This is a genomic window from Streptomyces sp. NPDC052701 (genome assembly GCF_040678355.1).
GTDB lineage: Bacteria > Actinomycetota > Actinomycetes > Streptomycetales > Streptomycetaceae > Streptomyces.
This window is the reverse complement of sequence record NZ_JBFATO010000058.1, coordinates 19,103-30,500: the sequence shown is the minus strand read 5'-3', so window position 1 is coordinate 30,500 and position 11,398 is coordinate 19,103. Positions and strand designations below refer to the sequence as shown.

The window sequence follows — 11,398 nt, the reverse complement described above, 5'->3', positions numbered from 1 at the left end:
GCCTACCTCCAGCACGGCGGCCGGCCCGCCTTCGAGGTGCGCGCCGTGCTGGCCGCCACCCTCTCCCCCACCTGGGGCATCTACAGCGGCTACGAACTGTGCGAGAACACCCCGCTGCGCGAGGGCAGCGAGGAGTACCTCGACTCCGAGAAGTACCAGCTGCGCCCCCGCGACTGGGAGGCCGCCGAACGCCAGGGCCGCACCATCACCCCGCTGATCACCCGCCTCAACACCGTCCGGCGGGCCCACCCGGCGCTGCGACAGCTCAGGAACCTCCACTTCCACCACACCGACAACGACGCGCTCATCGCGTACAGCAAGCGCGCCGGATCCGACGTCGTGCTGGTGGTCGCCAACCTCGACCCCCACCACACCCAGGAGGCCACGGTCTCGCTGGACATGCCGCGACTCGGCCTGGACCGGCACGAGCCGGTGCCGGTGCGCGACGAGCTCACCGGCGAGACCTACCTCTGGGGCAGGTCCAACTACGTGCGGCTGGAGCCGGGGCGGGCTCCCGCGCACGTCCTCCACCTCCCGTTGCCGCCCGCCGCGCCGCACGACGGAGGGGCAGGAACGTCATGACCGTGAACGAGCCCGTACCGGACACCTTCGAGGACACCCCGGCCAAGGACCGGGACCCGGAGTGGTTCAAACGCGCCGTGTTCTACGAGGTCCTCGTCCGCTCCTTCCAGGACAGCAACGGCGACGGCGTCGGCGACCTCAGGGGCCTGACCGCCAAGCTGGACTACCTCCAGTGGCTGGGCGTCGACTGCCTGTGGCTGCCGCCCTTCTTCAAGTCGCCCCTCAAGGACGGCGGTTACGACGTCTCCGACTACACCGCCGTGCTGCCCGAGTTCGGCGACCTGGCCGACTTCGTGGAGTTCGTCGACGCCGCCCACCAGCGCGGCATGCGCGTGATCATCGACTTCGTCATGAACCACACCAGCGACCAGCACCCGTGGTTCCAGGAGTCCAGGAAGGATCCCGACGGGCCCTACGGCGACTTCTACATGTGGGCCGACGACGACAAGGGCTATCCCGACGCCCGCATCATCTTCGTCGACACCGAGGTCTCCAACTGGACCCACGACCCGGTCCGGGGACAGTACTACTTCCACCGCTTCTTCTCCCACCAGCCCGACCTGAACTACGAGAACCCGCGGGTCCAGGAGGAGGTCCTGGCCGCCCTGCGCTTCTGGCTGGACCTGGGCATCGACGGGTTCCGGCTGGACGCGGTGCCGTACCTGTACGCGGCCGAGGGCACCAACTGCGAGAACCTGCCGGCCACGCACGCCTTCCTCAAGCGGGTGCGCCGCGAGATCGACGCCCAGTACCCCGACACCGTGCTGCTGGCGGAGGCCAACCAGTGGCCGGAGGACGTCGTCGACTACTTCGGCGACTACCGCTCCGGCGGCGACGAGTGCCACATGGCCTTCCACTTCCCCGTCATGCCGCGCATCTTCATGGCCGTGCGGCGCGAATCGCGCTACCCGGTCTCCGAGATCCTGGCCAAGACCCCGGCCATCCCCTCGGGCTGCCAGTGGGGCATCTTCCTGCGCAACCACGACGAGCTGACCCTGGAGATGGTCACCGACGAGGAGCGCGACTACATGTGGGCCGAGTACGCCAAGGACCCCCGCATGCGCGCCAACATCGGCATCCGGCGCCGGCTCGCCCCGCTGCTGGACAACGACCGGCACACCATCGAGCTGTTCTCCGCGCTGCTGCTGTCCCTGCCGGGCTCGCCGATCATCTACTACGGCGACGAGATCGGCATGGGCGACAACATCTGGCTCGGCGACCGCGACGCGGTGCGCACCCCGATGCAGTGGACCCCGGACCGCAACGCGGGCTTCTCCACCTGCGACCCGGGCCGCCTCTCCCTCCCCACCATCATGGACCCGGTCTACGGCTACCAGGTGACCAACGTCGAGGCCGCCATGGCCTCGCCGTCGTCGCTGCTGCACTGGACCCGCCGCATGATCGAGATCCGCAAGCAGAATCCGGCCTTCGGCCTCGGCTCCTACACCGAACTGCCGTCCTCGAACCCGGCGGTGCTGGCGTTCCTGCGGGAGTACGAGGACGACCTGGTGCTCTGCGTGAACAACTTCGCGCGGTTCGCGCAGCCCACCGAACTCGACCTGCGGGAGTTCGCCGGGCGCCATCCGGTCGAGCTGTTCGGCGGCGTGCGCTTCCCGGCCATCGGCGAACTGCCGTACCTGCTGACCCTCGGGGGCCACGGCTTCTACTGGTTCCGGCTCACTCGAGTCGCATCCCGCATCGGCCGGCGACTGTGAGCCTGCGCCGACGAAAGGAGGCGTGACCATGCCGAAGACCGCATCCCTCCGCCCGGACCGCACGCGCCTCGCCGAGCCCCTGGAGTCGCTCGGCGGGCTGCTGCGCGAGTGGCTGCCGAGGCAGCGCTGGTTCGCCGGCAAGGACCGGCCCGTGACCGACCTCGGTGTGCTGTCGACGACCGAGCTGTTCCCGGGCTGTCTGCACCTGCTGGTCCACGCGGGGCACGGGGGCGTGCCCGCCCCCGGCGGCGCTCCCCCGGCCGGCGACTGCTACCAGCTCCTGCTCGGCGTGCGGGAGCACCCCTCCCCGCGGCTGGGCCGGGCGCTGATCGGCAGGGTGCAGGACGGGCCGCTGGCGGGTCTGACGGTCTACGACGCGCTCCACGACCCCCGCACGACCCAGCTGCTCCTGGAGCGGCTGCGGCGGCCCGGCACGACCGGGCCCCTGCGCTTCGCGTGCGACCCGTCCCAGCATGTGCCCGCCGGGCTGGCGCCGCGGCTGCTGGACGCCGAGCAGTCCAACTCCTCGCTGGTGTACGGCGACGAGTACATCCTGAAGGTCTTCCGGCGCATCCAGCCCGGCGTCAATCCCGACCTGGAGGTGCCGGGCGCGCTGGCCCGCCGGGGCTGCCACCGCGTGCCCGCCCCCGTGGCCTGGTTCCAGACGAAGCACCCGTTCAAGGCCACGCTCGGCGTGCTGCAGCCCTACCTGCGCGACGCGTCCGACGGCTGGACGCTGGCGCTGAACGCGCTGGCCGCCGGGGAGGACTTCACGGCTCAGGCCCGGGCGCTCGGCGGCGCCACGGCGGAGGTGCACCTCGCGCTGGCCTCGGCCTTCCCCGTCGGCGCCCCCGGGGAGAACGGACGCACGGCGGCCGCGATGAACGAGCGCCTGACCGCCGCCGCGCACTGCGTCCCGGCGCTCCGGCCGTTCGTCCCGGGCCTCAGGACCGCCTTCGCCGCCCTGACCACCTGCGATGCCGGGCCGCCCGCCCAGCGCATCCACGGCGACCTGCACCTGGGGCAGGTGCTGCGGGCCGGGCGCGAGTGGTTCGTCATCGACTTCGAGGGGGAGCCGTCCCGGCCGCTCTCCGAACGGCGCAGCGCCCACTCCCCGGTGCGGGACATCGCCGGGATGCTGCGCTCCTTCGACTACGCCGCCCGCCAGCGCCGCCCCTGGCGCCCGCAGTGGGCGCGCCGCTGCCGGGAGGCCTACTGCGCGGGCTACGCCTCCCGCGCGGGCTGGGACCCGCGCAAGAAGCACGGCCTGCTGCGCGCCTACGAGACGGACCGGGCCGTGTACGAGGTGCTGTACGAGGCCCGGCACCGCCCCGACTGGCTTCCCGTACCGATGGCGGCGATCGAGCGCCTCGCCGTGAGAGGAGACTGACCATGGCCCTGCGCGACACCTCGCCGCCCGAGCCGCCCGAGTCGTCCGGCCCCGTCCCGTGCCTGGCGGCGCCGCCGCTGAGCCCTCAGGACCGCGGGCGCCTGCTGGCGGGCTCCCACCACGACCCGCACGCCCTGCTCGGCGCCCACCCGGTGCCCGGCGGGGTCGTCGTGCGGGCGCTGCGCCCCTTCGCCCGCGCCGTGAGCGTGGTGATCGGCGGGGAGCGCACCCGGCTGGCCTCCGAGGGCGACGGCCTCTTCTCCGGCGTCCTGCCGCTCGACGGGATCCCCGCGTACACGCTGCTGGTGACCTACGACGGCGGCGAGTACGAGGTGCACGACCCCTACCGTTTCCTGCCCGCGCTCGGCGAGCTCGACCTGCACCTGATCCGCGAGGGCCGCCACGAGGAGCTGTGGAAGGCGCTCGGCGCGCACCCGGTGACCCACGAGGGCGTGGCCGGCACCCGCTTCACCGTGTGGGCGCCGAACGCGCAGGGCGTGCGGGTTGCCGCGGACTTCACCCACTGGGACGGCACGCAGTTCCCCATGCGGTCGCTGGGCGCGTCCGGGGTGTGGGAGCTGTTCCTGCCCGGTGTCGGCGAGGGCACGGCGTACAAGTTCGAGATCACCTCCCGGTACGGCCACCGCTTCCTCAAGGCCGACCCGATGGCGCGCCGTACGGAGGAGCCGCCGGACACGGCGTCGATCGTGACGTCCTCGCGGTACGAGTGGGGCGACCGGGAGTGGATGGCGCACCGCGCGGACGTCCCGGTGCACGAGGCGCCCTTCTCGGTGTACGAGGTGCACCTGCCGTCCTGGCGGCCGGGACTGACCTACCGGCAGCTCGCCGAGGAGCTCCCGGCGTACGTCAAGGACCTGGGCTTCACCCACGTCGAGCTGATGCCGGTCGCCGAGCACCCCTTCGGCGGCTCCTGGGGCTACCAGGTCACCGGCTTCTACGCCCCGACGGCCCGCCTGGGCACCCCCGACGACTTCCGGTACTTCGTCGACGCCTGCCACCGGGCCGGCATCGGCGTGATCATGGACTGGGTGCCGGCGCACTTCCCGAAGGACGACTGGGCGCTGGCCCGGTTCGACGGGGACCCGCTGTACGAGCCCGGGGACGCGCGGCGCGCGGAGCACCCGGACTGGGGCACGTACGAGTTCGACTTCGGGCGCACCGAGGTGCGCAACTTCCTGGTGGCGAACGCCGTGTACTGGTGCGAGGAGTTCCACATCGACGGGCTGCGCGTGGACGCGGTCGCCTCCATGCTCTACCTGGACTACAGCCGCGAGGACGGCCAGTGGGAGCCGAACGCGTACGGCGGCCGCGAGGACCTGGCGGCGATGGCGTTCCTCCAGGAGATGAACGCGACCGTGTACCGCCGGGCACCGGGCGTGGTGACGATCGCGGAGGAGTCCACCGCCTGGGGCGGGGTGACCCGGCCCACCGACACCGGCGGCCTCGGGTTCGGGCTGAAGTGGAACATGGGGTGGATGCACGACTCGCTGGAGTACGTCGCCCACGAGCCGGTGCACCGCAAGTACCACCACCACGAGATGACCTTCTCGATGGTGTACGCCTACAGCGAGAACTACGTCCTGCCGATCTCCCACGACGAGGTCGTGCACGGCAAGCGGGCCCTGGTGTCGAAGATGCCGGGCGACTGGTGGCAGCGGCGGGCCAACCTCCGGGCCTACCTCGCCTTCATGTGGGCCCACCCCGGCAAGCAGCTGCTGTTCATGGGGCAGGAGTTCGCCCAGGGGGCGGAGTGGTCGGTGGAGCAGGGGCCGGAGTGGTGGCTGCTCGACGACGGCTACCACTCGGCGGGCGACCACCGGGGCGTGCGGGACCTGGTCCGCGACCTGAACACCGTCTACCGGACGACCCCCGCGCTGTGGCGGCTCGACACCCGCCCGGAGGGCTTCCGGTGGGTCGCGGTGGACGCCGCCGACGACAACGTCTTCGCCTTCCTGCGCTTCGACGACGAGGGCGGCCCGCTGCTCGCGGTGTCGAACTTCTCCCCCGTCGTCCGCCACGACTACCGCCTCGCCGTCCCCGACGACGTGATCGCCTGGCAGGAGGTCCTCAACACCGACTCCGCCCGCTACGGCGGCAGCGGCGTCACCCACCCGGATCCCGTCAAGCCGGAGGACGGCTGCCTGCGGATCACCCTGCCGCCGCTGGCCACGGTGTGGCTGAGGCCGCCGGCTCTGTGAGGTCCGACGACGCCCCCAGGTGTCCCGCGCCGCGAGCGGGGCATTCGAGGTCGTACGGCCGAGGACACCTCGGCGTCGTCGCGACAGGACACAGAAAGGCGGCATCACGTGCGCACCGTCGGAGTGGAGGAGGAGCTCCTCCTGGTCGATCCGGAAACCGGCGATCCGCGGGCCCAGTCCGCAGCGGTGCTCGCCCGTGCCGAGCACGACGACGCGGACCAGGACGTGTTCGAGAAGGAACTCCACGAGCAGATGCTGGAGTTCGCCACCCATCCGCAGTCGTCCATGGAGAGCCTGCGCGCGGAGATCGGCCGCTGCCGCAAGGAGGCCGCCCGGCACGCCGGCGACATCGGCTGCACCGTCGCGGCGCTCGCCACCTCCCCCCTGCCGGTCAGCCCCTCCGTGGGCCTCAACCGGCGGTACCAGTGGATGGAGGAGCAGTACGGCATCGCCACCCGTGAGCAGCTCGTCATGGGCTGCCACGTGCACGTGTCGGTGGAGTCGGACGAGGAGGGCGTGGCGGTCGTCGACCGGATGCGGCCCTGGCTGTCCGTGCTGGCGGCGCTCAGCGTCAACTCGCCCTTCTGGCAGGGCAAGGACTCGGGGTACAACAGCTACCGCAGCCGGGTGTGGCAGCGCTGGCCGTCGGCCGGTCCGACCGAGATCTTCGGCTCCGCCGAGCGGTACCACCGGCGGGTCGCGGACATGGTGGCCACCGGCACCATCCTGGACGAAGGGATGATCTACTTCGACGCCCGGCTGTCCCAGCGCTACCCGACGGTCGAGATACGGGTCGCCGACGTCTGTCTGCACGCGGACACCGCCGTGCTGATCGCCACCCTCGCCCGCGGGCTGGTGGAGACCGCCGCGCGTCAGTGGCGGGCGGGCGAGGAGCCGGCCGACCACAGCGTGAGCCTGCTCCGGCTGGCCGGCTGGCGGGCCGCCCAGGCCGGCCTGACGGGCGAGCTGCTGCACCCCGCGACCATGCGGCGCATGCCCGCCGAGGCCGTCGTACGGTCCCTGCTGGACCACGTCGCCGACGCGCTCGCCGACACGGGCGACCTGGAGCGTGCCCGGGAGGCGTGCGACCGGCTGCTGGACGGCGGCACCGGCGCCCAGGTGCAGCGCGCCCTGCTGGAGCGCACGGGGAGCCTGCGGGACGTCGTCACGGAGTGCGCGCGGCACACGCAGGGGTGAGACGTCCCGCCGGCGGGCTCCCGGCGGGCTGGTTCAGAGGATCAGGATCAGGGCGTAGACCAGGAAGAAGGCCGCGACCAGCACCACCAGGCCGAGGATCAGCGCCAGGGGCGCCTTCGCCCAGCCCTTGGGCGGGTTGTGCCTCTCCAGGGGACCGGCCTCGGGCATGCTGCTCTCCGCGGGCGGGGTCTCGCCCGGGGGTACGCCGCCGCCCGGCTCCAGGCCGGTGCTGCGTTCCGGTTCGGGATCGGGGCTGATGTGCTGGCTCATGCCGTCCCGGGTCCCCCGATCCCGCCGAGATCATCACGACGAGGACGACTTCCGCGTTCCCGGCCACCGGGGGCCGTCGGCTCGGCTAGATTCGAGCACCGCCGATGACGGTGCTCGTCGGCCGAGTCACACCCCGTACACGTCAGGAGCAGTGCATGCGCGACCTCGCTCCGGCTCCCCCGGCCACCGCTCCCCTGACCGGAGGGCTCGCCGACCGTCTCTTCGAGACGGCGGAGCGGAGCCCCACGCTGCCGATGCTGGCCCACCGCCCCGATCCGGCCTCCACCAGGTGGGAGGAGGTGACGGCCGCCGGGTTCCGCGACGAGGTGGTGGGCCTCGCCAAGGGGCTGATCGCCTCCGGTGTCTCACCGGGCCGGCGCGTGGCCGTGATGGCCCGCACCCGCTACGAGTGGACGGTCTTCGCCTACGCCCTGTGGTCGGTGGGCGCCGAGGTCGTCCCGATCCACCCGGCGTCGTCGCGGGACCAGGTGGAGTGGATCCTCAGGGACACCGGCTGCGTGGCCGTGCTGGTCGAGGACGAGCAGGGCGTCATGACGGTCGGCTCGGTGTGCGCCTCGCTGCCGCTGCTGCGGCACGTCTGGCAGCTGGACGCGGGCGCGCTGGAGGACCTGGTGGAGCGCGGCGCGTTCATCCCGCTGGCCACGGTCGACTCGATGCGGCGCATCGTGCTCCCGGACTCCACCGCCGTCATCGCCTACACCTCCGGCACCACGGGTCACGCCATGGGGTGCGCGCTGAGCCACCGGAACCTGGCCAGCCCCTGCGACACCCTGCTGGCGGGCTGGGCCTCCGCGGTGTCACCGCCCGGGGAACAGGGCTCCGTCCTGGCGTTCCTGCCGTTCTCCCACGTCTACGGCCTGATGATCCAGGGCATCTGTGTGCGCGGCGGCCTGCTGATGGGGCACGAGCCCGACCTGAGCGGGGAGGCGTTGTCGTCGGCCCTGCGCACCTTCCGCCCGACGTACCTCTACGGCGTCCCGTCGATCTTCGAGAAGATCTACAAGACATTCCTGCGCACGGCCCAGCAGGCGGGCCGGGGCGGGCTGTTCGAACGGGCCGCCGACACGGCACGGGACTTCGCCGCCGCCGTGGAGCGCCAGCGGCTGGGCCGGGGCTCCGGGCCCGGCTTCGATCTGCGGCTGCAGCACGCGCTGTACGAACGCACGGTCTACCGGAAGTTGCGCGAGGCGCTGGGCGGCAGGGTGCGCCGGGCCACCTCGGGCGGCTCGCCGCTCAGCCGCGACCTGTCCCTCTTCTACGAGGGCATCGGCGTCTACGTGCACGACGGGTACGGCCTGACGGAGACCGGCGGCGGGGTGACGATGCAGCCGCTGGGCCGGGAGAAGTCCGGGACCGTCGGACAGCCCCTGCCGGGCACTGAGATCCAGGTGGCCGGGGACGGGGAGATCCTGGTGCGCGGGCCGTCGGTGTTCCAGGGCTACCTGGGCGACGAGGCCGCGACCCGCGCCGCCCTGCGGGGCGGCTGGCTGGCCACCGGGGACCTCGGGCGGCTGGACTCCGAGGGCTATCTGACGATCACCGGCCGCAAGAAGGACGTCATCATCACCAGCGGCGGCAAGAGCGTGGCCCCGGCGCTGCTGGAGCAGCGGCTGCGGATGCATCCGCTCATCCACCAGGCGGTCGTCGTCGGCGACAACCGGCCCTGCGTGGGGGCGCTGATCACGCTGGATCCGGAGTTCCTCACGCACTGGCGGGCGGCGCTGGCGTGGCAGAGCGACGCGCCGCTGCGGGAGGCGCGGGAGGAGAACGCGCTGCGGGAGGAGGTCGCCCGGGCCGTGGCCGGGGCCAACAGCGCCGTGTCCCGCTCGGAGTCCATCCGTGTCTTCCGCATCCTGCCGGAGCCGTTCGACGTGGCCAACGGGCTGCTGACGCCGTCGATGAAACTGCGCCGCGACGAGATCGTGCGGCGCTACGCGGCCGAGATCGACGCGATGTACCAGTCCCGGGCGCGCGCCGGGCGGCTGCCGGCGGCGGACGAGTCGGCGGCCTGGGACGACTCCGACAACGTGTTCCGGTGACCCTCGGCACACGCCGGGGGGGGGGGGCGGCGGGGGGGGGGGGGGGGGCCCCCGGCGGGGGGGGGGGGGGCCCCCCCACCCCCCCCCCAACCACCCAGACCGCCCCCGGGCGCGGGTGCCCCGCGGCCCCCGGGGGGGCCCCCCCCGGGGGGGGGCCGCCCCCCCCCCCCGGGGTGCGTCTCGCGGAACCCGATCAACCGCCCACGTACCAGCTGAACCCGCCGTTGGCGGCGGACAGGGCGAGCAGGACGCCGAAGAGGACCAGGTCGACGATGCCGAGCACGACACCGGCCTTGGCCATGCCCGCTCCGCCCTTGACCGGTGCCTGCCGCATTCCGACGGCGCCCAGCACGATCGCGACCGGTCCGAGAATCACGTTGAAGACGAACAGGCCGATGATTCCGCAGACCAGGCTCGCGACGGCCAGACCGTTGGTGCGTGCCTTGGAGGACGCGGCAGGGGAACTGCCGTAACTCGTCATCGAAATCTCCCGGTGTCGGGTCGTTGGACGGTCGCACGCTCCCCCACGAAGCGTGCCCGAAGGTGCCTGCAAGCCGGGTTCCCGCCAACTCGCCCCGTATTCCGGGGAATTCATCGGTCCTCGCATACGCCGGGGAGATACCGGCGGGCATCACCTGCGGGTGCCCTTTCAGGAATATGGAATTCCGTCCCACCCCGCGCCCGCATGGCGTCCGGCGTCCGGGACCCCTTGCCGCCGTTCTCCCCACCCGGTGGCGTTCCCGCCATAAAATCGGTCCGCCCCGGCGCCGGAGCCACCGACCGGCGCCCCCGAGCCGTCGCGCGGGCGCTGGGTGACCTGCCCGTCACCCAGCGCTCCCCCGCCCGGCGGCCGGGGACATCGGCCCGCATCAGCCCCGGCAGACGGGCGCGTAGGCTCCGCCAGCACGGGAACTAACAGACGAAGGGGACGCAAGAGAAAGGACGACAGCCCTGCTCACGTCGGGCGACAGCCCTGCTCACGCAGGGCCGGGAAGGCGAGATGGCAACCGAGCCGCGTTGGGACAAGACACTGGCTTCCGAGGAGATCACGAGCCGCGTCGCCAGCTTCTCAGGTGAGCTGCACGACGTGACCGATGCGCGTCTGGTCGCGGAGGAGTTCCTCTACGACCTGGCACGCGTGTCGGCTCCCTCCGCTCCCGAGCACTGGGACGACATACTCCTGGTCGTCACGGAACTGGCCGCCAACGCGGTCCAGTACGCACCGGGACCTTTCCAGCTGCGTCTGCGCCGGACTTTCGACGGTGTGCACGTGGTGATGCACGACACCAGCCCCACCGAACCCGAGCCGCGGCCCTTCCACCCCAGCCGCGGAGGGGGCGGGATCGGCTGGCATCTGATCCACACCCTGTGCGACCAGGTCAGCGTGGTCGCCAACGAGCAGGGCAAGGACATCCACGTCTTCCTGCCGTGGTGAGGGGTCTTCCTGCCGTGGTGAGGCGGGCGGAAGGCGCGCAACGGCGCACCGGCCGGCCCGAGCGCGCCGTCGCGGGGGCGACGGCGGCACCCGTGCGGACCGGCGTCACCCCGCTCAACTCGCGGAGGTCTCGCGCGGTGGCAGGCCGTGGTAGTAGTCGCCGACGGCCGTGAGGTACTCCGGGTCCATCGTCTCGCTGTCGGTCCGGAACCGGGGCGCGGCCTTCACCTCGCCCCTCGTGCAGGCCACGGTTATCCGCCGGTCCCCGGTGTCGATCCCCGTGACGACCCCGACCGGCACGAGGACGCTCCGGCCGAACACCCAGACGCCCGTGTCGACGACCAGGTGCCGCATGCCGTGGGGGTCGGCCTGCCGGTCGACGTGGCCGATGGTGCCGTCGCTGGCGACGACGGTGTAGCCCGTCAGGTCCCGCCCCTCGACGTGGCCACTGTCCGGCGTGTACGACCAGATTCTGTCGATGGGCACGCTGATCCTTCCCTCCCGCTGAGTGACGAGTCGGGGACCGGGCA

The 11,398-nt window shown here is 72.4% G+C and carries 10 protein-coding genes; 7 read left to right on the top strand and 3 right to left on the bottom strand.

Going from position 1 to position 11,398, the window contains the following annotated elements; translation table 11 throughout:
- From AB0L29_RS34715 to AB0L29_RS34695, 5 genes are all read left to right on the top strand, one after another.
- A partial coding sequence (locus AB0L29_RS34715; protein WP_365833229.1) for a DUF3459 domain-containing protein occupies positions 1-582 on the top strand: 582 nt, incomplete at its 5' end.
- The gene (gene treS, locus AB0L29_RS34710) at positions 579-2,297 is read left to right on the top strand and encodes a maltose alpha-D-glucosyltransferase (RefSeq protein ID WP_365833227.1); all 1,719 of its coding nucleotides are present in this window, start codon (positions 579-581) and stop codon (positions 2,295-2,297) included. The genes AB0L29_RS34715 and treS, both read left to right, overlap by 4 nt.
- A gap of 28 nt (positions 2,298-2,325) precedes the next feature.
- The gene (locus tag AB0L29_RS34705) at positions 2,326-3,687 is read left to right on the top strand and encodes a maltokinase (protein ID WP_365833225.1); all 1,362 of its coding nucleotides are present in this window, start codon (positions 2,326-2,328) and stop codon (positions 3,685-3,687) included.
- 2 nt (positions 3,688-3,689) lie between these two features.
- Positions 3,690-5,906 carry a 1,4-alpha-glucan branching enzyme gene (glgB, locus tag AB0L29_RS34700; protein ID WP_365833223.1) on the top strand — a complete coding sequence of 739 codons (2,217 nt, stop codon included), beginning with the start codon at positions 3,690-3,692 and terminating at the stop codon, positions 5,904-5,906.
- Between the two features lie 108 nt (positions 5,907-6,014).
- Entirely contained in the window at positions 6,015-7,103 is a 1,089-nt protein-coding gene (locus AB0L29_RS34695; RefSeq protein WP_365833221.1) for a glutamate--cysteine ligase, read from the top strand.
- 33 nt (positions 7,104-7,136) lie between these two features.
- Here the strand turns inward: AB0L29_RS34695 and AB0L29_RS34690 are convergent, their stop codons facing one another.
- Positions 7,137-7,373, bottom strand: coding sequence for a DUF6480 family protein (locus tag AB0L29_RS34690; RefSeq protein WP_365833219.1), 237 nt, complete (start codon positions 7,371-7,373; stop codon positions 7,137-7,139).
- A 155-nt stretch (positions 7,374-7,528) separates the two neighbouring features.
- Between AB0L29_RS34690 and AB0L29_RS34685 the strand changes: the two genes are divergently transcribed.
- Complete coding sequence (locus AB0L29_RS34685) at positions 7,529-9,433, top strand: AMP-dependent synthetase/ligase (protein WP_365833217.1); 1,905 nt, start codon at positions 7,529-7,531, stop codon at positions 9,431-9,433.
- 193 nt (positions 9,434-9,626) lie between these two features.
- Here AB0L29_RS34685 and AB0L29_RS34680 read toward each other — a convergent pair whose 3' ends face one another.
- Positions 9,627-9,914: a DUF4190 domain-containing protein gene (locus AB0L29_RS34680; protein WP_365833215.1), complete on the bottom strand. Its 288-nt coding sequence runs from the start codon at positions 9,912-9,914 to the stop codon at positions 9,627-9,629.
- A gap of 519 nt (positions 9,915-10,433) precedes the next feature.
- Here AB0L29_RS34680 and AB0L29_RS34675 point away from each other — a divergent pair.
- On the top strand, positions 10,434-10,868 hold the full coding sequence (locus AB0L29_RS34675) for an ATP-binding protein (RefSeq protein ID WP_365833213.1): 435 nt from the start codon (positions 10,434-10,436) through the stop codon (positions 10,866-10,868).
- Positions 10,869-10,982: 114 nt separating this feature from the next.
- Here the strand turns inward: AB0L29_RS34675 and AB0L29_RS34670 are convergent, their stop codons facing one another.
- Positions 10,983-11,354: a PRC-barrel domain-containing protein gene (locus tag AB0L29_RS34670; protein WP_365833211.1), complete on the bottom strand. Its 372-nt coding sequence runs from the start codon at positions 11,352-11,354 to the stop codon at positions 10,983-10,985.
- Between the last annotated feature and the right edge of the window lie 44 nt (positions 11,355-11,398).

Coding starts and splice junctions, on each gene's coding strand:
- AB0L29_RS34685 (WP_365833217.1), top strand. CDS start 7,529: ATGCGCGACCTCGCTCCGGCTCCCCCGGCCACCGCTCCCCTGACCGGA.
- glgB (WP_365833223.1), top strand. CDS start 3,690: ATGGCCCTGCGCGACACCTCGCCGCCCGAGCCGCCCGAGTCGTCCGGC.
- AB0L29_RS34690 (WP_365833219.1), bottom strand. CDS start 7,373: ATGAGCCAGCACATCAGCCCCGATCCCGAACCGGAACGCAGCACCGGC.
- AB0L29_RS34675 (WP_365833213.1), top strand. CDS start 10,434: ATGGCAACCGAGCCGCGTTGGGACAAGACACTGGCTTCCGAGGAGATC.
- AB0L29_RS34705 (WP_365833225.1), top strand. CDS start 2,326: ATGCCGAAGACCGCATCCCTCCGCCCGGACCGCACGCGCCTCGCCGAG.
- AB0L29_RS34680 (WP_365833215.1), bottom strand. CDS start 9,914: ATGACGAGTTACGGCAGTTCCCCTGCCGCGTCCTCCAAGGCACGCACC.
- treS (WP_365833227.1), top strand. CDS start 579: ATGACCGTGAACGAGCCCGTACCGGACACCTTCGAGGACACCCCGGCC.